This is a genomic window from Fibrisoma montanum (assembly GCF_003583365.1).
In the GTDB taxonomy this organism is placed as follows: Bacteria; Bacteroidota; Bacteroidia; order Cytophagales; family Spirosomataceae; genus Fibrisoma; species Fibrisoma montanum.
This window is the reverse complement of record NZ_QXED01000012.1, coordinates 1-21,041: the sequence shown is the minus strand read 5'-3', so window position 1 is coordinate 21,041 and position 21,041 is coordinate 1. Positions and strand designations below refer to the sequence as shown.

At 47.4% G+C, this 21,041-nt stretch carries 15 protein-coding genes and 1 rRNA gene; 14 read left to right on the top strand and 2 right to left on the bottom strand.

All coding sequences use genetic code 11. The features are described from left to right. Positions 1 to 127: 127 nt before the first annotated feature. From DYU11_RS28755 to DYU11_RS28725, 7 genes are all read left to right on the top strand, one after another. On the top strand, positions 128 to 1,066 hold the full coding sequence (locus tag DYU11_RS28755) for a ring-cleaving dioxygenase (RefSeq protein ID WP_119671199.1): 939 nt from the start codon (positions 128 to 130) through the stop codon (positions 1,064 to 1,066). Positions 1,067 to 1,161: 95 nt separating this feature from the next. After that, the gene (locus tag DYU11_RS28750) at positions 1,162 to 1,803 is read left to right on the top strand and encodes an alpha/beta hydrolase (RefSeq protein ID WP_119671198.1); all 642 of its coding nucleotides are present in this window, start codon (positions 1,162 to 1,164) and stop codon (positions 1,801 to 1,803) included. A 31-nt stretch (positions 1,804 to 1,834) separates the two neighbouring features. Then, on the top strand, positions 1,835 to 2,131 hold the full coding sequence (locus DYU11_RS28745; protein ID WP_119671197.1) for a muconolactone Delta-isomerase family protein: 297 nt from the start codon (positions 1,835 to 1,837) through the stop codon (positions 2,129 to 2,131). Between the two features lie 76 nt (positions 2,132 to 2,207). Beyond that, a complete protein-coding gene (locus tag DYU11_RS28740; protein WP_119671196.1) occupies positions 2,208 to 2,678 on the top strand; it encodes a guanyl-specific ribonuclease in 471 nt (156 codons plus the stop codon). Then, the gene (locus tag DYU11_RS28735) at positions 2,678 to 3,109 is read left to right on the top strand and encodes a barstar family protein (RefSeq protein ID WP_119671195.1); all 432 of its coding nucleotides are present in this window, start codon (positions 2,678 to 2,680) and stop codon (positions 3,107 to 3,109) included. Before DYU11_RS28740 ends, DYU11_RS28735 begins: the two co-directional genes overlap by 1 nt. Positions 3,110 to 3,283: 174 nt before the next feature. After that, positions 3,284 to 6,634, top strand: a complete 3,351-nt coding sequence (mfd, locus tag DYU11_RS28730) for a transcription-repair coupling factor (protein ID WP_119671194.1) — start codon at positions 3,284 to 3,286, stop codon at positions 6,632 to 6,634. 36 nt (positions 6,635 to 6,670) lie between these two features. Next, positions 6,671 to 7,963: an SUMF1/EgtB/PvdO family nonheme iron enzyme gene (locus DYU11_RS28725; RefSeq protein WP_119671193.1), complete on the top strand. Its 1,293-nt coding sequence runs from the start codon at positions 6,671 to 6,673 to the stop codon at positions 7,961 to 7,963. Positions 7,964 to 7,998: 35 nt separating this feature from the next. Here the strand turns inward: DYU11_RS28725 and DYU11_RS28720 are convergent, their stop codons facing one another. Next, positions 7,999 to 8,517: a ComF family protein gene (locus DYU11_RS28720; protein WP_229366100.1), complete on the bottom strand. Its 519-nt coding sequence runs from the start codon at positions 8,515 to 8,517 to the stop codon at positions 7,999 to 8,001. A gap of 252 nt (positions 8,518 to 8,769) precedes the next feature. On the opposite strand from DYU11_RS28720, the gene DYU11_RS28715 reads away from it, so the two are divergent. The 5 genes from DYU11_RS28715 to DYU11_RS28695 all read left to right on the top strand — a co-directional run bounded on the left by DYU11_RS28715 (position 8,770) and on the right by DYU11_RS28695 (position 17,593). Continuing rightward, entirely contained in the window at positions 8,770 to 9,114 is a 345-nt protein-coding gene (locus DYU11_RS28715) for a hypothetical protein (RefSeq protein WP_119671191.1), read from the top strand. Positions 9,115 to 9,141: 27 nt separating this feature from the next. After that, positions 9,142 to 12,444 carry a coiled-coil domain-containing protein gene (locus DYU11_RS28710; protein ID WP_119671190.1) on the top strand — a complete coding sequence of 1,101 codons (3,303 nt, stop codon included), beginning with the start codon at positions 9,142 to 9,144 and terminating at the stop codon, positions 12,442 to 12,444. Between the two features lie 84 nt (positions 12,445 to 12,528). Next, on the top strand, positions 12,529 to 14,385 hold the full coding sequence (gene mnmG / locus DYU11_RS28705; protein ID WP_119671189.1) for a tRNA uridine-5-carboxymethylaminomethyl(34) synthesis enzyme MnmG: 1,857 nt from the start codon (positions 12,529 to 12,531) through the stop codon (positions 14,383 to 14,385). Positions 14,386 to 14,418: 33 nt separating this feature from the next. Then, positions 14,419 to 15,294: a class I SAM-dependent methyltransferase gene (locus tag DYU11_RS28700; protein WP_119671188.1), complete on the top strand. Its 876-nt coding sequence runs from the start codon at positions 14,419 to 14,421 to the stop codon at positions 15,292 to 15,294. Between the two features lie 490 nt (positions 15,295 to 15,784). Further along, positions 15,785 to 17,593, top strand: coding sequence for a tetratricopeptide repeat protein (locus DYU11_RS28695; RefSeq protein ID WP_199736822.1), 1,809 nt, complete (start codon positions 15,785 to 15,787; stop codon positions 17,591 to 17,593). 54 nt (positions 17,594 to 17,647) lie between these two features. On the opposite strand, the gene thrC is transcribed toward DYU11_RS28695, so the two are convergent. Then, positions 17,648 to 18,958 (bottom strand): threonine synthase, encoded by a 1,311-nt coding sequence (gene thrC, locus DYU11_RS28690; RefSeq protein WP_119671186.1) that lies wholly within the window; start codon positions 18,956 to 18,958, stop codon positions 17,648 to 17,650. A gap of 137 nt (positions 18,959 to 19,095) precedes the next feature. On the opposite strand from thrC, the gene pruA reads away from it, so the two are divergent. Together pruA and DYU11_RS28680 are read left to right on the top strand one after the other, a co-directional pair. Next, positions 19,096 to 20,727: an L-glutamate gamma-semialdehyde dehydrogenase gene (gene pruA, locus DYU11_RS28685; RefSeq protein ID WP_119671185.1), complete on the top strand. Its 1,632-nt coding sequence runs from the start codon at positions 19,096 to 19,098 to the stop codon at positions 20,725 to 20,727. A 191-nt stretch (positions 20,728 to 20,918) separates the two neighbouring features. Continuing rightward, positions 20,919 to 21,041: ribosomal RNA gene (locus tag DYU11_RS28680) — 16S ribosomal RNA — on the top strand; the annotation flags it as partial.

The following is a 21,041-nucleotide window of genomic DNA, read 5'->3' as shown; positions in this document are numbered from 1 at the left end:
ATACTAGCAAATGCCCGGGGTTGACTCCTCGGGCATTTATTTTTGAACTAACTCTGAAATTTAATTGTATATACATTAAATGTAATAACAATTAAAACTTTTCACCTTCATTTCGATTTAAAAAGACATGGAAACCCTGATTAATGGACTGCACCACGTTACTACATTAGCTGGCGATGCCCAACGCAACGTTGACTATTATACTGACATTTTAGGGCTTCGTCTGGTCAAAAAGACGATCAATTTTGACGCTCCTGATGTCTATCACCTCTACTATGGCGACGAAACCGGCTCCCCTGGTACCATCCTGACGTTTTTCCCCTACGGCCAACTGCCACGGGGGCGCAAAGGGCCGGGGCAGTTGACGTATACGGCATTTTCAGTGCCTACAGCCGCTTTAAGTTACTGGATGGACCGGTTGCATCAATACAACATTCCGTACGCCGGTCCATACAAACGGTACAACGAAACCTATCTGCGTTTCGAGGATTTCGATGGCATGGGTATTGAACTGGTCTTTAATGAAGACGATCAGCGTTCGGCCTGGGATAACGGGAAAATTCCGGTCGATTACGCCGTTCGGGGATTCCACACAGTAACGCTGAATGAGTCAAATCCAGAGCGTACCGTGAAGTTACTGACCGAATTGATGGACCATACGCTGGTAGCTGAAGAAGAAGGACGCTTCCGGTTCAAAGCCGGAAAAGGTGGACCCGGTAACTTTGTTGACGTGTTGCATTCGCCTGACAATGTTCGGTCGTTGCAGGGCGCGGGTTCCGTACACCACGTCGCTTTCTCAACCGATACCGACGAAACCCAGATTTCCATTCAGGAGAAACTGCTTGAAGCTGGCTATCACGTAACACCGGTCCAAGATCGGAATTACTTCCACAGCATTTACTTCCGCGAACCGGGTGGCATCTTGTTCGAAGTAGCGACCAATCCTCCGGGTTTTGCGGTCGATGAGCCGGTTTCAGAATTAGGAACGCACCTGAAATTACCCGAATGGTATGAACCTCGCCGGGCCAAAATTGAAGCCGATTTGCCAGTAATAACTGTTAAATAAATGTCAACGCAGAGGACACAAAGGATTTGTAGAGGAACAAAGAGTAAATTCTGCGCTCTTTGCGAATCCTTTGCGCCCTCTGCGTTTAAACCGTTATGATACACAACCCGAACAACATAGTAACGGCCGGGAAGCCCCTAGAAGAAGCTACCAAAGTGATGGTAATGGTCCATGGTAGAGGAGGATCAGCCCGCGATATACTGTCGCTCTCCGAGTACATCAACGACAGCGATTTTGCCTTCGTAGCGCCTGAGGCTCAGAATAACACCTGGTATCCGTATTCGTTTCTCCGGCCGATGCAGGAGAACGAGCCGTATCTGTCGTCAGCTTTGCAGGTTCTAACCAGCCTTCGGGGACGGTTGCAGTCGGACTACAATTTTAAACTGCCCCAGATCTACTGGCTTGGGTTTTCGCAGGGCGCCTGCCTGATGCTGGAATTCGTTGCCCGGAATGCCATGGAATATGGTGGTATTTTCGGACTCAGTGGGGGCTTAATCGGTCCGCCCAATACGCCCCGCAATTACGAAGGTTCGTTTAGTAACACCCCGGTTTTCCTGGGCTGTAGCGATGTTGACTCCCACGTACCGAAAGAACGGGTTCTGGAATCAGAGCAGGTCTTTCGGTCAATGGGTGCCGACGTAACGGCTAAACTCTATCCAAATTTCCCGCATTCAATCAACGAAGATGAGCTAAACGTTGTTAACTTGCTGATAGCCGGTACGCCACAGAACAAATAGCGTATCCGGTTCAAGCCTAACAACATCGCTTATGAGCCAATACATGGTTGAATTTGACCTCCCAGCCACAATGGACGAAGGGTTTGCAAACCGGATTCCGGCCCAGCGGCTTAAAGTGGAGGAACTTATGGAGAAAGGAATCATTCTATCATATTCGCTCTCAATTGATCGGCAGAAGCTTTGGTGTATCTGCAAAGCCGATTCTGAACTTGAGGTAATGGAAGCTATTTCGGAGTTTCCGCTGATCAACTACCTGAGTCCGTCTATTACCGAACTCATGTTCCACAATATGGTTGCTGCGCGGATTCCGCTCTTTTCGTTAAATTAAGCAAGTAAGCCTCGTTCGCGGGGCTTTTTTGTTGGATATGCCTTTCCGTATTTTTGGCCATTGAACGTCAATCGCTATGGCTGCACCTTTCTTTCGCCGTTTTGGGTACCTGTTTCTTTTCCTGACCGCCCTGCTTACCGGCAGTACCTGCCGCAGCAACGACGATCGCCGATCGTCGCAGGAAGTCAGTCAGACTCCGCAACCCAATCGCCAGAGTCAACGGTCGGACCGATATGACTCCCGCCAGCAGAAACTTCGGCCCAAAGCCCAATCGCCCCGAATTCCGAAAAAGGTATATGATGTATTGACTTACGTTCGTCAGTACGGCCGCGCCCCGAGTGGGTACGTAGGTGGTCGACGATTTGGTAATTTTGAAGGTCATCTGCCCCGACAGGATCTATCGGGCCGACGAATTGACTACCAGGAATGGGATGTGAACCCGAAGATACAGGGCCGCAATCGTGGGGCCGAACGGCTGGTTACGGGTTCCGACGGCCGGGCCTACTTCACGCGCGATCATTACAACACTTTCATTGAAATCGACTGATGCCAAACGTATTTCTATCAACGTCTGAAAGCCAGCTTGAAGCAGGTTTTGCCGATTACTTCATCGCCCACATCGACGGCCAGAAGACCGTTACGCTTCGACAGTTTTATGAGGAAATTGCCGATCTGCTGGAGTTTCCAACCTTTGGCTTCAACCTCGACGCGCTCAACGATGCGCTCAACGACCTTCAATGGCTCGAAGACGACCGGATTGTGCTCTACTTCACGAACACTACGGATCTGATCAGCAAAGAGCGCGACCCGGCCAAACTCAGCAGTGTGCTGAATATTCTGGATGCCACGGCAGAAGACTGGAAGTGGGCCGACGACGACGATCTTGTCGATAAAAAAGAACTGGTGCTTGTGTTTGAAGACAGCGCCCGAATCAGAACGCTGCTCGAAAAAGAGAACATTGATTTTGCTGAACTCTGATTATAATCCGGGCCAGAAGGCGTTTGGTTGAACCCTATCGTTTCCGTTCAGTAATTACGGGTCGAAGCCACCGCTACGTTGCAACAAATTTCCTTCACCCGCTGTTACTTCATCGTGCCGTTGAGAAACCCTCTCAGCGGCTTTTCGTGTTTACGTTTTACAACCTGATCTTGCTTGAAACCAGACGAATTAATCGGTCTTTACGCCGACGATAGCTTCATAAAATTACTGGCTGAACCGTTTAGCCGGCAATCAGCCGAGCCGCAGCGCCTGCAAATCAAGGGATTGGCTGGTAGCCTGGATGCCGTGCTGGCCTCTGCTATTTTCAGGTCGGTGGGAGGAAACCACCTCTACGTGATGACCGACCGCGAAGAAGCGGCTTATTTCTTCAACGACCTCCAGAACCTGATGGGTCGTGAGGTACTGCTGTTTCCGATGTCGTACAAAAAACCGTATCAGTACGAAGAAATAGAGAACGCCAACGTACTGATGCGGGCCGAAGTACTCAATAAACTGAATCCGGCGCCTAAAGACGGCCTTTTGATGGTAACGTATCCGGAAGCGCTGTCAGAGAAAGTAATCAACAAACGATCGCTGCAAGCCAATACGTTGACTGTTCGGGTGGGCGATCGGCTTGATACCAACTTCGTTTCCGAACTGCTTCAGAATTACGATTTTGAGAAAACTGACTTTGTCTATGAAGCGGGTCAGTTTTCGGTTAGGGGGGGGATCATCGACGTCTTTTCGTTTGCCAGCGAGTTTCCGTTCCGGATCGATCTGTTCGGCGATGAGGTAGAAAGTATCCGGAAATTCAATCCTGAATCTCAGCTTTCAACCGATCCGGTCGATTTCATTAACATCATTCCAAATATTCAGACCAAGCTCATCGAAGAGACCCGGGAGCCCTTTCTGGATTTTCTGCCCAATAGCACAACCATCTGGCTGAAGGATACTGATTTTTCGTTGGAGATCATCGAAAAATGCTTCGAGAAAGCTGAGCAGAGCTTTGCGTCCGTACTGGCCGGCAGCGGGGGTATCCAAGTCGTTTCTGACCCAAACGACTTGTTTGAAACCCGGCGGTCGTTTCTGAACCGGCTTAAGGAGTTCCGAACGGTTGAATTCGGCCGTAAATTTTATTTCAAAACCGAAGGTCGCCAGCAGTATAATTCCAAACCACAGCCATCGTTCAACAAGGATTTTAAGCGACTGGTCGATACATTAGGCGAAAACCAGTCGAAAGGCTTTACAAACATTATTGCGGCTGAATCCTTCAAACAACTCGAGCGGCTACGGACTATTTTTGAAGAGCTTGACCCGTTCGTGAAGTTTCAGCCGATGAACATTGGCCTGCGGGAAGGCTTCATCGATGATGCACTGAAAATTGCCTGCTTCACCGACCACCAGATCTTTGACCGCTACTTCAAGTACCGTGTTCAGGACAAATTTTCCAAGTCAAAAGCCCTCACACTACGTGAGTTGAAGACACTCCAGCCGGGCGACTACGTCACGCACATTGATCATGGAATCGGTCGGTTTGCGGGGCTGGAAAAGGTAGAGGTAGGTGGCAATGAACAGGAGGCCATCCGGTTGATCTACCGCGATAACGACATCCTGCTCGTCAGTATCCACAGCCTGCACAAGATCGCGAAGTACAGCGGCAAGGAAGGCGGTCCGCCGACTATGAGCAAACTCGGTTCGCAGGAGTGGGAACAGAAAAAGTCGAAGATCCGCAAGCAGGTAAAAGACATCGCCCGCGAGCTGATTGCTCTCTACGCCAAGCGTCGGAATGCACCGGGTTTTGCGTATAGCCGCGATTCGTTCCTGCAGGCCGAGCTGGAATCATCGTTTCTTTACGAAGATACGCCCGATCAGGCAAAAGCGACCAACGATGTTAAAGACGACATGGAGCGGCCGCACCCTATGGATCGGCTCGTTTGTGGCGACGTTGGTTTTGGCAAGACTGAAATTGCCATTCGGGCGGCTTTCAAGGCCGTTACGGATAACAAACAGGTAGCCGTGCTCGTCCCGACCACGATTCTGGCCATGCAGCACTACAATACGTTTAAAGAACGTATGGCCGACTTTCCGGTTCGTATTGAGTACATCAACCGATTCCGGTCTACGGCACAGATCAGAGATACGCTGAAAGGTGTTACGTCGGGCGAAGTTAATATCCTGATCGGTACCCACCGGATCGTCAACAAAGACGTCAAATTCAAGGATTTGGGTTTATTGATTATTGACGAAGAGCAGAAATTCGGCGTAAAAACAAAGGATCGGCTTAAAGAAATGCGTGTGGAGGTGGACGTATTAACGCTGACTGCGACACCGATTCCCCGAACCCTGCATTTTTCGCTCATGGGTGCGCGCGACTTGTCAGTCATTGCAACGCCCCCGCCCAACCGCCAGCCGGTAACGACAGAGGTGCACGCGTTTAATGAAGCTGTCGTTCGTGATGCTATCAGTTTCGAGATCCGTCGGGGCGGTCAGGTATTCTTTGTACACAACCGCGTTAATGATATTGAATCCATCGGCAACCTGATCATGCGCCTGGTCCCTGAAGCACGAATTGGCGTAGCACACGGCCAGATGGAAGGCGAAAAGCTGGAGCGCGTAATGACCCGGTTTATTGAAGGCGACTACGACGTATTGGTGTCAACGAACATCATCGAGTCGGGGTTGGACATTCCGAATGCCAATACCATTATTATCAATCAGGCGCATTTCTTTGGTCTGTCTGACCTGCACCAGATGCGGGGTAGGGTAGGGCGTTCGAACCGGAAAGCGTTTTGCTATTTACTGACTCCTCCGCCGTCGGTATTGACAGCTGACGCCCGAAAGCGACTGCAAACCCTTGAAGATTTCTCTGATCTGGGCGAAGGATTCAAGATTGCCATGCGTGACCTCGATATTCGGGGGGCAGGTAACCTGCTGGGTGCTGAACAGAGCGGTTTTATCAACGACCTTGGTTTCGAGATGTACCACAAAGTGCTTGACGAAGCCGTCCAGGAACTCAGGGAGAATGAATTTAAAGATCTGTTCGAACCCAAAACCGGCGATCTGAAACTGGCTTTGCCCGATACCCAGATCGAAACCGATCTACCGGTCCTGATTCCGGAAAAATACGTATCGAGCATTTCGGAGCGATTAGCTTTGTACACCCGATTAGACAGTATTCAGAACAACGAAGAGCTTCAGGCGTTTAGGCAGGAAGTACTCGACCGCTTTGGCCCCATGCCCGAAGAAGTCGAAAACCTGATCAAGATGGTCAACGTCCGGTGGAAAGCTGAGCGATTATACCTTGAAAAACTGACGCTAAAGAATAATATCCTGAAAGGATACTTCGTTTCTAACGGGAACGACGCGTTCTTTACATCCGACCAGTTTGGCAAGGTAATTGACTATATCAAGCGAAACCCGTCTAAATGTTCGTTAAAAGAATCGAAGAACCGGCCCGTTTTCACGCATAATGAGGTGACGACGGTTGACGAGCTGAATGATGTTTTGGGCGCTTTAACTGATTAAACCAACTTTGTTACTACGATTTACACAAATAGCGCAATGATTAAAAAGAATCACCTGCAACGAGCGGCTTATGTGTTGCTGGCGGTGGCGGCTCTGGCATCCTGTAAGTCCAAGCACCCAACCAGCGTGAAGCCAGGTAAGAAGAGTACGGCGACGGGTATTGCTTACAACCAGAAAGACGGTTATCAAGTAAAGAAGTTTGCGGGGCAGAATGGTGGTCCGAACCTCGTTTTCATTGAAGGCGGTCGGTTCACGATGGGAGCGCTGGAAGAGGATGTGATGAACACCCGCGATAACCGGGAGCGGACGGTTAGTATTCAATCGTTCTACATGGACGAAACTGAAATTGCCAACATCCACTACCTCGAATACTTGAATGCCATCCAGCGCGATTCGTCGGAGGAAGTAGTGCGGGCAGCTTTACCTGACACAACCGTATGGGCTAATCCACTGTCGTTCAACGATTCATACGTAACTCAGTATCTTCGTTACCCGGCTTTCCGGTATTATCCGGTGGTTGGCGTATCGTGGGTGCAGGCCAATGATTATGCTATCTGGCGGACCAACGCCGTAAACAACGAACTGGCTCGCAAAGGTGGCTCAGAGGGCAAGAAAAAAGGAGGTGGCTTCTCATTGAAGCGTAAGTCGAAACAAGAGGAGCCTGCGCTTGCCGAAGCAGCCGCTACCGATTCGGCCGGTAATCCGGTTGCATCGGCTGCTCCCCCGCGCCCAAGCCTGGAAAGCGGACTGGTGCTGCCCGATTACCGTTTGCCGACAGAAGCCGAGTGGGAATATGCGGCTAAAGCCCTGATCGGAACGCAATACATGGACGAAAACCAGATCAACCAGCGGATTTACCCTTGGGATGGCTCATCGGTACGTAACCCGCGTAAAGGCCGTAAGCAAGGCCAGATGCTTGCAAACTTCAAGCGGGGTCGCGGTGACTACGCTGGTATTGCCGGCCGGTCGAACGATGGCGCCATCATCACAACGGAAATTTATAAATACCCGGCCAATGACTTTGGTTTGTATAACATGGCGGGTAACGTAAACGAATGGGTGTATGACGTGTATCGTCCTCTGTCTTATCAGGACGTAAACGATCTGAACCCAATTCGCCGGAATGGTTATCTGGACGATGCCAAAAATTACGACAAGAAGAGCAACCAGTCACTGATCGACGACCGGCTGCGTGTATACAAAGGTGGTTCGTGGAATGACGTATCCTACTGGCTCGCACCTGGTACGCGCCGGTTCCTGGATCAGGACTCTGCTACGGCCATGATCGGTTTCCGTTGCGCCATGATCGGCGTTGGCCGGAACCGGTAATCTTTTCAGGTAACATTGCCGACGATAGCGGCCACTCAGCGATGGGTGGCCGCTATTGTTAGTATACCTACCGACTTACACCCAGCTTTCAGTAATTCAGCAGCACAGGCTTCTACCGTAGCCCCGGTCGTTAAGACATCGTCTACGACAACGATGTTTCTGTCTTTTACTACGTCTGCATTCTGAACGGCAAACACGGAGCTTACATTTTCCCACCGCTCAATTCGATTCTTACGGGTTTGTGAACTAAGAAATTTAGTACGAATCAGTACGTCGGTCCGGAAAGGTATACCCAGCGATTCTGATAATCCTTCGGCAATCCAGTCGGCCTGATTATAGCCTCTCTGGCGCTGGCGGTTTTTGTGAAGCGGAACACCAATGATCAGGTCTGCAACGTTTAGCCAATTACTCGTGTCTTTAAGCTGGTAACCGTACCAGCCGGCTATTTCCCTTGCTGCTTCTTTTTTGCCTTTGTACTTGATGTGGTGGATTAATTTTTGAACTGTTCCTCCTTTGGTATAGTACAGATACGAAGCGGCAAACTGAATCGGCACTTTCCCGGCAAACTTATTCAGAGCTTGGGGGTTAGGTTCATGATGCTGACCCGTTTCCGGCAGGCTTATTCGGCAATCCGTACATAATATTTGTTCGTTTTCCTGTAGCGCGCTATTACAGCTAAGGCATAACGTTGGAAAAAGCAGATCGGCAAAATCTGCTATGACAGATCGGATAAACCGAAACATGCAGGTCGTTCGTTTAAAGATAAAAGTTTGTAATTTAGAGAGAAGATAAATGGGTTGTAGCGCGTGGAGGAAAAATCAACTGACGAAGCCTGGGATCAACTGCTTGACCGGCTCCAAACCCTGGTCGGAAAACGCCCCGGAGATTTAAATGCGGTTCTCTTTCTGATCGGTGTACAGGAGCTAGGCAAAGGCCCCAAACGCTTCAGTAAGGAACAAAAGCAGGACTTGATGCATCTGGCCGTTTGTCGCGTTCTTAGTCAATCGGGCTACTATATGTTTGAGGGCTATGACAAAGACGGATGGCCACAATGGACACTTGCCAAACCAATTCCACACGACGATTTGCTGGGGCAGGAAGACTTACTGAAGGAACACATCATTCGCTATTTTGAATCTGAATTGGTATAATCATTCAAACTGAAACTAACTGATTTTATGCATTCGCAGAACTCATACGACGTCTTGCTGCAACGCATTGAAGAATATAAGAAACGGTACTACCTGAATCAATTGGTGAAAGGTAGTTTGTTCTTTATCGCCCTGGCTGGCAGCCTTTACTTGCTTATCAATACGGCCGAGTTTGTCGGCCGCTTCAACTCGGTTGGTCGGGGAGCGCTCTTTTTTGGCTTCGTGCTCACCCTCCTGACCGGCTTATACCTCCTCGTTTTTCGGCCTCTCTTCAGCCTTTATGGGCTCAGCCGTCCGCTTACAAACGATGAGGCAGCTCGACAAATTGGTACCTTTTTCCCGGAGGTAGGGGATAAGTTGTTAAACACTCTGCAGCTGCAGCGGATTACGGCCCAACAGAGTGATTTGTTACAGGCCAGCTTAAACCAGCGGTCGCAGCAGCTTCTGATCAATCGGTTCGCTAACGCAATTCAGATCAGTCGCAACCGCCAGTTATTGAAATACGCCATTCCTCCTCTGGTGTTGATTCTCGTCATCCTGATTATCAACCCTGCTTTTTTTACAAAGTCGTCGACCCGTATTGTTAATTATAACCAGGATTTTGTAGAGGAGGCTCCTTTTCAGTTTGTCGTTCAGAATAAGGCTATGAAAGCCTTCCGTAACGAAGATTTCCCCCTTGCTGTAAAACTGACAGGCGAGGCAATTCCTCAGGCCGTCTACGTCGTTGCCAACGGGACACGCTTTAAACTGGATCAGGTTGGCGACAAATTTCAGTACACGTTTGACAACCTTCAGCGTGATATGGACTTCTATCTGGAAGCGTCCGGTTTTCAGTCGTCGTCTTATCGCGTCAGCCTGATTGACCGGCCGGCGGTACTTTCCTTCGATGTGCGGCTGGATTATCCCGCTTACCTCAACAAACCATCCGAGGAGCTGTCTAATGTCGGCAACCTCCTGGTACCTCAGGGAACGGTTGTTCACTGGAAATTTATTGCTGATCATACAGATTCGCTTTCGCTTCGTTTCAACAATGACCCGGCTCCGGTCCTGGCCCGGCAGGTTGAAGAGAACAGTTTCGCGGTGAATCGTCGGTTGATGCAGAACGCTACGTATACCGTATCGCTCAAGAACGGTCAGGTGGCTTCGCCATCGTCTATTCAATACAATGCACAGGTTATTCCAGATCGTTACCCGCAGATTTCGGTGGATCGGGTTCAGGACACCGTTACGTATAATTATATCTCGCTGTCCGGTCTTGTCTCCGACGATTACGGTTTCACCCGCATGAAACTGAACTATCGGGTAAATCGCAATGGTAAGCAGTCGCCTTTGTACTCCCGCGACATAGCCATAAATCGAACCACTACGTCGCAGAACTTTGTGTATAACTGGTCCCTTGACAGCCTGAAGTTGGGGCAGGAAGATCGGCTGGAGTATTACGTTCAGGTTTGGGACAACGATGGCGTCAGTGGCCCTAAGTCGAGCCGGTCTAATCAATTGAACTTCGTGATTCCGTCAAATAAGGAAATTCAGGAACAGGTTGACAAATCGGCTGAGCAAACCGAACAACAAATTGATAACGCACTCAATAAAACCCAGGCGATCAAGAAGGAATTGAACGCGATGGAAAATCGCCTTCGTACCAAAAAATCGTCCGATTTCCAGGATAAGAAACAGCTTCAGGATCTCCTGCAAAAACGGGATGAGCTGTTGAAAGAAGTTCAGAAGCTTCAGGAGCAATTCCAGAAAACGAACGATACGCAACAGCGATTTGCTGAGCAGAACCAGGCCGTTCAGGAAAAACTTGAGCAACTCCAGAAGCTTTTCAACGAGTTGATGGACCCTGAATCGAAGCAGCTTTACGAACAGCTCAAGCAGATGCTAGAGCGCAAACAAGACGAGAAAGCGTCTGAGTTGCTCAATAAGCTGAGTCGCAAAGAACGCAATCTGGAACGTGATCTGGAGCGTGCTTTAAAGCTATTCAAGCAGATGCAGCTGGAGCAGAAAGTTAATAACGTTGCCGAAAATCTGGAAAAGCAGGCTCAGCAACAAGAAGAGCAGGCCGAGAAGAACAACAGCAAAGATGTTAATTCTGAAGAGCAGCAAAAGCAGCAGGAAAAAGCTCAGGAAGATTTTAAGAACACACAGGAGCAACTCAAAGAACTCGAACAGCAAGCTGAGAAAGAAGAACTGAGTAAGCCCGATAATCAGGAGGATCTTCAAAAAGAGATTGAACAGCAGATGGAGCAGGCTATGCAGCAAATGAAACAGAAGCAGAACAAGAAAGCGTCTTCATCGCAAAGCAAAACTGCCAAATCTATGCGTAGCATGAGCAAGGCGTTGAAAGAATCTATGCAGTCTGCGGAAATGCAGGAAATGCAGGAGAACATGGACGACCTTCGCAATCTGCTCGAAAATCTGATTACGCTTTCATTTGGCCAGGAGCGCGTGATGAAAGAGTTTAAAGGCATGAGTCTGCAGGATCCACGCGTTACTAAACTCTCTCAGGACCAGCTGAAACTTCAGGATGACGCCAAAGTAATTGAAGATAGCTTAAATGCTTTAGCCAGCCGTGTGGTACAGATTCAATCGTTTGTGACACGTGAACTGACGAACATGAAATCGTATATGGATGAAAGTGTTCAGCAACTTAAGGAACGTCGGTTAAGCATGGCTGCTTCGAAGCAACAGTTTGCTATGACTTCTATCAATAACCTGGCACTTATGTTGAGCGATGTGTTGAAGCAAATGCAGCAGCAGATGAATGCCATGGCAATGCCCGGTGCTGGAAAAGGTGGAAGTAAGGGCAAACAATCTGAGGGCATGGGTGAGATGCAGAAGCAGCTCAATGGCCAGATGAAACAGCTTCAGCAAAGCGGTAAGTCGGGTAGGGGACTTTCTGAGGAGTTATCCCGATTAGCGTCTGAGCAGGCTATGATTCGTAACATGTTGAAAAAGCTTCAGGAAAATGCAAAAGGTACTGAAGTTGGCAAACAACAGGAAAAGCAAATTCAGGATTTGATGGAGAAAATGGATGAGACTGAAACGGATCTCGTAAATAAACGGGTCAATCAAAACACCATTAATCGTCAGAACGAAATTCTTACGCGCCTGCTTGAATCCGAGAAAGCTTTGAAGCAGCAAGAAGAAGATCCAAAACGTCAGGCCGAAACTGCAAAGACAACAAAACGCAGTACCCCTTCATTTTTTGATTCTGTTGGTACGCAGCAAAAAGTAAAACAAGTCGAAGTTCTGCGGTCAGTGAGTCCTAACTATAATCTCTTTTATAAGAAAGAAGCTAATCAGTATCTTCAGAAAGTCAGCAAATGATACGGCTGACCATCTGAACTTTTCAGCGACTTTCAGCATTTTTGTAAAAGTTTCCACGTGAAACATTTTATAAAAAATACAAAAATGCATTTGAGTTACGACGTGATAATAGTAGGGGCAGGACATGCCGGTTGTGAAGCTGCACACGCGGCCGCAACAATGGGTTCAAAGGTCCTGCTCATTACAATGAATATGCAAACCATAGCCCAGATGTCCTGCAATCCGGCTATGGGTGGGGTAGCCAAAGGGCAGATCGTTCGCGAAATCGATGCATTAGGCGGAATGTCGGGCATCATTAGCGATAAGAGCATGATTCAGTTTCGTATGCTGAATCGCTCAAAAGGCCCAGCTATGTGGAGCCCACGGTGCCAGAGCGATCGAAACCTCTTCGCATGGGAATGGCGTAAAACGCTCGAGCAAAATTCAAATATTGATTTTTGGCAAGACACGGTGCAAGAAGTACTTATTGCTGATAAAAGAGCAGTAGGTGTTAAAACCGCGTTGGGAATAAGCTTCACTGCCAAAGCAGTCGTACTGACAAACGGTACGTTTTTGAACGGCCAGATGTTTATCGGCGATAAAGTATTCGGTGGCGGACGAACCGCTGAGCGAGCGTCAACCGGTCTAACAGAACAGTTAGTTTCACTTGGGTTTGAAGCGGGTCGAATGAAAACAGGTACGCCACCGCGTGTGGATGGTCGCAGCCTAAACTACGACGCCATGGAAGAACAGCCGGGTGATGAAAATCCAGGCCGTTTTTCGTACCTCAATACCCAAGCTCTATCGAAACAACGTAGCTGCTGGATAACCTATACAAGCGACGACGTACACGATGTGCTTCGAACCGGCTTTGAAAAATCGCCTATGTTCACAGGCCGAATCAAAGGTCTCGGTCCGCGATACTGCCCTTCCATTGAAGATAAAATCAATCGGTTTGCTGATAAGGATCGGCATCAAATCTTTGTCGAACCAGAAGGGTGGGACACCGTCGAAGTGTATGTAAATGGATTTTCAACGTCATTGCCGGAAGACGTACAATACAATGCGCTGAAACGAATCCCGGGTTTCGAAAATGTTCGAATGTTCAGGCCAGGGTATGCCGTGGAGTATGACTACTTCCCACCAACCCAGCTAAACCATACCCTTGAGACCCAATTAGTGAGTAACCTGTTCTTTGCCGGTCAAATCAATGGAACTACAGGCTACGAAGAAGCAGCCTGCCAGGGCTTGCTGGCGGGCATAAACGCTCATCGCGTAATTAACGAACAGGAAAATTTTGTAATCAAGCGATCAGAGGCATACATGGGTGTTCTTGTCGATGATTTAATTACGAAAGGGACCGAGGAGCCATACCGGATGTTTACCTCGCGCGCTGAATACCGGACCTTACTACGTCAGGATAATGCCGATCTTAGACTCACGGAAAAAGGGTATGCCATCGGATTGGCATCGTCCGAACGCTATGAAAAAATGAAAGAAAAGCGCGAAGGTATTGCTTCACTACTGAATACCATAAAAGCAGTGAAGCATAAGCCAGAGGCTGTCAATCCGTGGCTTTTAGAAAAAGGTAGTGCGCTACTTCGGGAAAAAACCAGTTTGTACACAATAGTAAAACGGCCTGAGATCGATCAGAATGACGTCCGCTTTTTGCTAGGGGAGGACTCTTCGTTTAACGTGAGCGAAGAAATTCTTGAGCAGGCTGTCATTGAAATTAAGTACGAAGATTATATCAGCCGTGAAAAATTAAACGCTGAAAAGCTGAATCGGCTGGAAGAGCTGGAGATCAATCAGGCTTTTGACTATGACCGCCTAAAGGCATTATCATACGAGGGCCGGGAAAAGCTAAAACGCTTGAAACCGGCAACAATAGGTCAAGCTTCACGAATCAGTGGGGTAAGCCCATCTGATATTTCAATTTTACTCGTCTATATGGGTCGGTAGTTCATACCGACCCAAAATTTTAGCGCAATAGTTTTGGAGACACTAACGCAATGCCCGATTTGTGAAAGTGGGCAATTCGAGTCATTTATTACCTGTACAGATTATCTGGTCAGCGAAGAACCATTCAATATCCAGCAATGTAAGCAATGTGGGTTTAGATTCACGAATCCGCGGCCGGAAGCTGACGTCATTGGAAACTATTACAAATCGGCTGATTACGTCTCCCACAATGATTCAGGAGCCGGTTTAATTAATTCGGGTTATCGACTGGTTAGAAATTACACGCTTGGTACTAAGCTTTCCCTGGTAAATAGGCTGAATAAAAAACCAGGCCGTATTCTTGATGTTGGGTGTGGAACCGGCGCTTTTCTTGAAACGTGCAAAAAGGGTGACTGGTCGGTAAGTGGCACCGAACCCGATAAAGACGCACGAGCCATTGCAGTCCAGAAGTTAGGGGATGAAATAAAGCCGTCGCTGGATGTACTGGCAAACCAAACAACGTTCGACATTATCACAATGTGGCATGTTCTCGAACATGTCTCCGAACTTAACCACACAATAGAGGTTCTTAAATCGCTGCTTGCTGATAAAGGCACCATTGTGATAGCAGTACCAAACTCCGACTCGTTCGACGCTAAGTACTTCAATCAATTTTGGGCAGCTTATGACCTTCCCAGACATTTGTACCACTTCACCCCAAGAACCATTGAGGCTCTTTTCAAAAAGCATGGTTTAAAACTGGTCGAAAAAAAACCGATGCTCTTCGACGCATTCTACATTGGCCTTTTAAGTACACGTTATCAAACCGGCACTACAGATTACCTCAAAAGCGTTCGGATTGGCTTGCAGTCGAACAGCAAAGCAAGGCAGTCGGGCGACTACTCAAGCCTGATCTATATTTTCCAATAACTGAGATGGGTAAAAAGCCTGAAAAGGGAGGCTTTTTTGAAGAATAGGAAAAAGGTCAATCCTAAATTAAAAAAGTGAAATAATTGTGTGAATAACCCTGTGAATAAGTAGTAAGATTAAGTGGAAAACAGGTGAACAACGTCCAGCACCAATGTTGACTACTTAATAGGTTATTAACAATGGCCAATATAAGGCCGGCAGCTGTAGAATAAACTGGACGTTATGAATAAAATTGTAACACAATTTCCATAGTGTTAGCTGTGGGAAATAATTACGCACAAACCCACAGAGAGATCAACACAAAACTGTGGAAAAAGTGTTAATTAGCTAATCGATAATAAATTACGCGTGGATAACCGTGAACGGGGCTGTTGATAAGACTTGAGAATTGTCCACATAGGGTTGGAAAATAAGTGGACAACATATTTGTTCACATTTCCACACCCATAATGATTATAATAACGTTTCTTTTAAAGACATTAATTATAAAATGATTAATAGAGCAACGATCATTACTCTGTTAACGTGGCTAACGTTTGTGGGGCAGAGTATCGCGCAAAGTGGGGCAACCCTGGCTGACGAGTATTTCAAGGCGGGCGAATTTGAAAAGTCGGCGAACGAATACAGCAAGCTGTTAAAAACGGAGGTCAACTGGCTGCGGCTCTCACGCTACATGTACAGTTTGCAGAAAAGCAACAAAGCCGATGAGGCAGTCAAGTTCCTGCGTAAACAGGAAAAGGCCGATGAAGCGAACCGGGCGTACTATGCCCTGTTGTCTGGACAGCTGGCCAGCCAGCAGGGCGACACCACACTGGCGAAGAGCCAATACACACAGGCACTGCAATCCGCCAAATCGTCTATACCAAAGCTGGAAAAAATTTCTGATGCCTTTGTAGAGCTAGGGGAGAACCGCTGGGCGATCCGATCGCTTGAAATGGCACGGGAGGTCAGCAAAGAATCCGGATCGTACAGCAGCGAATTAATGACGTTGTACAAAGCCACCGGCCAGACAGAAAAAGCAATCGACGAAGCAATCAACACCAGTAAGCAGTCTGACAAAAAAGAAACGGTACTGGCAGCACTTCAAGGGTATCTGAATACGAAAGACGAACCACTGATAGAAAAAGCGTTGTACACCAAAATTCAGGCAGAGCCCGGGGAACTGGCTTACAACGAACTGTTGATCTGGTATTTTATCCAGAAGCAAAAATTCAGCCGGGCGTTGCTACAGGAGAAAGCCACCGACAAACGATTAAAACTGAATGGTGGGAGAGTGTATGATCTGGGCATGGTAGCATTGAATAATAAAGAATACAAGACCGCGGCCGAAGCTTTTGAATACATTGTCACGACTTATCCACAAGGACAACTATATCCTTTTGCCCGACGGCTGGTAATCAACGCCCGGGAGGAGCAGGTTAAAAACACATTTCCTGTCGATAAGCTTGAAATCCGGAAGCTGATCAGCGACTACCAGAAAATGCTACAGGAAATTGGCACCAATAACAAAACTTTGGAGGCCTTACGTAGTACGGCAAACCTGTACGCCTATTACCTCGACAGCAAGGATACAGCGCTAACGGTTCTGGATCTTGCTGTGGATCTGGGTAAGACCGACAAGAATTTTGTCGATCGGTGTAAACTGGATAAAGGTGATATCTATCTCCTGAAGGGCGAACCCTGGGAATCTACGTTGCTGTATTCGCAGGTCGAGAAGTCTCAAAAGGAAGAGTTTCTGGGCTACGAAGCAAAACTGAAAAATGCTAAACTTCACTACTACAAAGGTGAGTTTACCCTGTCCAAGGAGTTGCTTGATATTCTAAAGCTCGCTACGTCCCGGGAAATTGCCAACGACGCTGAATCATTAAGCCTGTTGATTGTGGATAACACAGGCATGGATAGTACCGAAGCAGCCATGCGTGAATATGCATCCATAGATTTGCTGCTTTTCCAGAACAAGACCGATGAGGCTGTGGATAAGTTGAATCAAATGTTGAAAACGTTTGAAGGCCACAGTTTGGCAGATGAGATTCTGTGGCTGCGCGCAAATACGTTTTTGAAACAAGGCAAAAACGACGAAGCACTTGAAGATTTAAAAAAGATAACGGCAACGTATCCGTATGATATTCTCGGAGACGATGCTCAGTTTACCCAGGGAAAAATTTACGAGGAGCGTTTGAAAGATAAGGCTGCCGCGATGGATGCCTATCAGAAAGTGTTAACTCAGTATCCAGGAAGTATTTATGGAGCTGAAGCACGCAAACGGTTCAGAACGCTCAGAGGAGATACGGTTAATTAAAGTAAATACAACCGTCTTATAAGCAAAAAACCAGCGTTAATGCTGGTTTTTTGCTTATAAGACGGTCTGAAGTAAAGATTCCTTGAATGCGGAATAAGTTGCGGGAATAACGATACTGTGCTTTTGCCGCGAAGCTAACATAGCCAGCCGGTCCGGAACCTCAATTGGTTGTCCAATCACCTCTTCAACCAACGGCTTGAATTTCGAAGGATGAGCCGTAGCTAAAGCTAATCCAACTATGTCCTGATCCGAGGTATTGATATATGCCTGCAGCCCAAGAACGCCAATGGCTGTATGAGGACAGGTAACGTAGTTGTACTGTCTAAACACTTCTTGCATACCAATTCGTGTTTCCTCATCGTCGAAATAGTAGCCCGATACGTGTTGCTTTAGCCGATCTAAGGAATTTTGAAACAAATGGGTAAGGCGTACAAAATTGCTTGGATTACCTACATCCATTGCGTTGGAAATGGTAGCAACGGATGCCTTCGGATCAAAAAGGCCAGTTTGCAGATAAGTGGGAACAATATGATTCAGGTTGGTAGCAGCAACAAAATGCTCGATAGGTAATCCCATCTGCTGAGCCAATACGCCGGCACTCAAATTGCCAAAATTTCCACTTGGTGTGGAAAAAACGATGGGTTTTCCATACGAACGTACCTGACCATACGCGCTCACGTAATAGAAGCTCTGCGGAATTAATCGGAAGATATTGATCGAATTAGCCGAAGAAAGGGATAAGTGCTGGTTCAACTCTGCATCCACGAACGCTTGCTTTACCAGAGACTGACAATCGTCAAAAGAACCCTCAACTTCAAAAGCCTGAACATTGCCACCCAGCGTAGTCAGCTGTTTTTCCTGCAAATCGCTTACACGACCCCTTGGATACAAGATTGATACGCGAATTCCCGGTACATTATGAAACCCCATGGCAACGGCTCCGCCAGTATCCCCAGAGGTTGCTACCAATATGTTTACTTCTTTGTCCGTATTGCGTGCAAAGTACGACATCAGAGCGGCCATGTACCGGGCGCCAACATCTTTAAACGCCAGTGAAGGGCCGTGGAATAACTCAAGAACACCTAATCGGCCGGCATCCAGTTCAACAACGGGTGTTTCAAATGGAAAGGCTTGATGAATGAGTTGTTCCAGAGCCGGTTTTGGAATCGCACCGTTGAAAAGAGCATGGCTTACAGCAAAGCCTATATCAGCCAACGACTGATTTGCTATTGAATCAAAAAAGGAAGGACCTAGAAAAGGTAAAGAGGATGGCATGTAAAGCCCTTTGTCCGCCGGCATGCTATGAAACAAAGCCTCTTCAGCCGATACGGTTACCTGTGGATTATTGGTACTGTAAAAGCGCATAAACGAAAAGATAGAGACACAAAGTACGGAAAATCAAATGGGTATACTGTAGAAAATCAACTGAAATGTGGAAAACTAATGTGGATTAGTGGATAAAATTGGCAATCCGTAAATTTGCATGAACTAAACACTTCATTATGTCATTTGGCTTTTTCAGCGTACCAACGCCAGTCAACGAACCGGTTAAAGAATACCGAACCGGCTCACCCGAGCGAGCAGCAGTAAAACAGGCGTTGGCCGACTTCCGATCGACACAGACCGACATACCAATGTATATCGGCAGTCAGGAAGTAAGAACCGAACAAAAAATTCGAATAGCTCCTCCACACGATCACCAGCATACATTAGGTTATTTTCATGAAGGAAACGCTCAGCATGTTGATCTGGCAATAGAGGCAGCTCTTGAAGCAAAAGAAGCATGGGCAAGTATGCAGTGGGAACACCGTGCCAGTATATTTCTCAAAGCTGCCGACTTGATTGCCGGTCCTTATAGAGCACAAATCAACGCTGCTACCATGCTGGGTCAATCTAAAAATGCTTATCAGGCTGAAATTGACTCTGCTTGCGAGCTGATTGATTTCTTGCGGTTCAATGTGCATTTCATGACCGAAATCTATCAGCAACAGCCAAACTCAGCTCCCGGCGTATGGAACAGGCAGGAATATCGACCATTAGAAGGATTTGTATTTGCGCTTACACCGTTCAACTTCACCGCAATTGCTGGCAACTTACCAACAGCGCCGGCAATGACGGGAAATACGGTAATCTGGAAACCAGCATATACGCAGGTGCTTTCAGCTAACGTAATCATGAAAGTACTAAAAGAAGCAGGGTTGCCAGATGGCGTGATAAACCTGATCTACGTTGATGGCCCTATAGCAGGCGACCGTATTTTCAGTCACCCCGACTTTGGCGGAATTCATTTCACAGGAAGCACAAAAGTCTTTCAGGAAATTTGGAGAACGATTGGGGAAAATATCCACAAGTACAAAAGTTATCCACGTATTGTGGGCGAAACAGGTGGAAAAGATTTTGTTGTTGTGCACGAATCAGCTAATGCAGAAGAGGTAGCTACTGCATTAGTTCGAGGAGCGTTCGAATACCAGGGTCAAAAATGTTCAGCCGCTTCCAGAGCATACATACCGTCAACAGTATGGCCGTCAGTTGAGGAAAAACTCAGAGCCGATCTCGCTGAAATCAAAATGGGAGGAACAGAAGATTTTGGAAATTTTGTAAACGCCGTGATCGACGAAAGGGCCTTTGATAAAATAACGGCTTACATCGACGAAGCTAAAAAAAGCGATGCAGCAGAGGTGATCATTGGCGGGAACTACGACAAAACTAAAGGTTACTTCATCGAACCAACCATACTATTGGTGAAAGACCCGTCTTACCGAACAATGTGCGAAGAAATTTTCGGTCCGGTTTTATCTGTCTATATGTATGAACCATCGGCTTATGAAGACATCTTGTTGGTAGTGAACCAGACCTCTCCCTATGCCCTGACAGGGTCAATTTTTGCAAAGGATAGGTACGTTATTGAATCAACCACCAGGAAGCTCAGTAACGCGGCCGGCAATTTCTACATTAACGATAAACCAACTGGTGCAGTGGTTGGTCAGCAGCCTTTTGGTGGAGCGCGCGCATCAGGAACTAATGATAAGGCCGGTTCGTTGCTGAACTTGCTGCGTTGGGTATCGGCCAGAACGATAAAAGAAACGTTTGTGCCACCCATTCGCTACGAGTACCCTTTTTTACAAACCGACTAAAAAAATTTGAAACAGGACTTGCAATTAGTTTTTCAACCTACTACCTTTGCAGTCCCAAATCAATAAAACGGGTCAACAACGGTTGACCACCATCCCGAAAGGGAGCCTGTTCTTTGACATATTGACATCATAAGGATAGCACTAAATAGGCTAATAAGACAGCTTTCAGTTTACTGAAGGCACACTAATTTACAATGGAGAGTTTGATCCTGGCTCAGGATGAACGCTAGCGGCAGGCCTAATACATGCAAGTCGAACGGGCAGCAATGCCAGTGGCAAACGGGTGCGTAACGCGTAAACAACCTGCCCCGGAT

What these genes read in the sequence shown, in the direction of transcription:
- DYU11_RS28755 (WP_119671199.1), top strand. Translation starts at nt 128, where the DNA reads ATGGAAACCCTGATTAATGGACTGCACCACGTTACTACATTAGCTGGC.
- DYU11_RS28750 (WP_119671198.1), top strand. Translation starts at nt 1,162, where the DNA reads ATGATACACAACCCGAACAACATAGTAACGGCCGGGAAGCCCCTAGAA.
- DYU11_RS28745 (WP_119671197.1), top strand. Translation starts at nt 1,835, where the DNA reads ATGAGCCAATACATGGTTGAATTTGACCTCCCAGCCACAATGGACGAA.
- DYU11_RS28740 (WP_119671196.1), top strand. Translation starts at nt 2,208, where the DNA reads ATGGCTGCACCTTTCTTTCGCCGTTTTGGGTACCTGTTTCTTTTCCTG.
- DYU11_RS28735 (WP_119671195.1), top strand. Translation starts at nt 2,678, where the DNA reads ATGCCAAACGTATTTCTATCAACGTCTGAAAGCCAGCTTGAAGCAGGT.
- DYU11_RS28725 (WP_119671193.1), top strand. Translation starts at nt 6,671, where the DNA reads ATGATTAAAAAGAATCACCTGCAACGAGCGGCTTATGTGTTGCTGGCG.
- DYU11_RS28710 (WP_119671190.1), top strand. Translation starts at nt 9,142, where the DNA reads ATGCATTCGCAGAACTCATACGACGTCTTGCTGCAACGCATTGAAGAA.
- mnmG (WP_119671189.1), top strand. Translation starts at nt 12,529, where the DNA reads ATGCATTTGAGTTACGACGTGATAATAGTAGGGGCAGGACATGCCGGT.
- DYU11_RS28695 (WP_199736822.1), top strand. Translation starts at nt 15,785, where the DNA reads ATGATTAATAGAGCAACGATCATTACTCTGTTAACGTGGCTAACGTTT.
- thrC (WP_119671186.1), bottom strand. Translation starts at nt 18,958, where the DNA reads ATGCGCTTTTACAGTACCAATAATCCACAGGTAACCGTATCGGCTGAA.
- pruA (WP_119671185.1), top strand. Translation starts at nt 19,096, where the DNA reads ATGTCATTTGGCTTTTTCAGCGTACCAACGCCAGTCAACGAACCGGTT.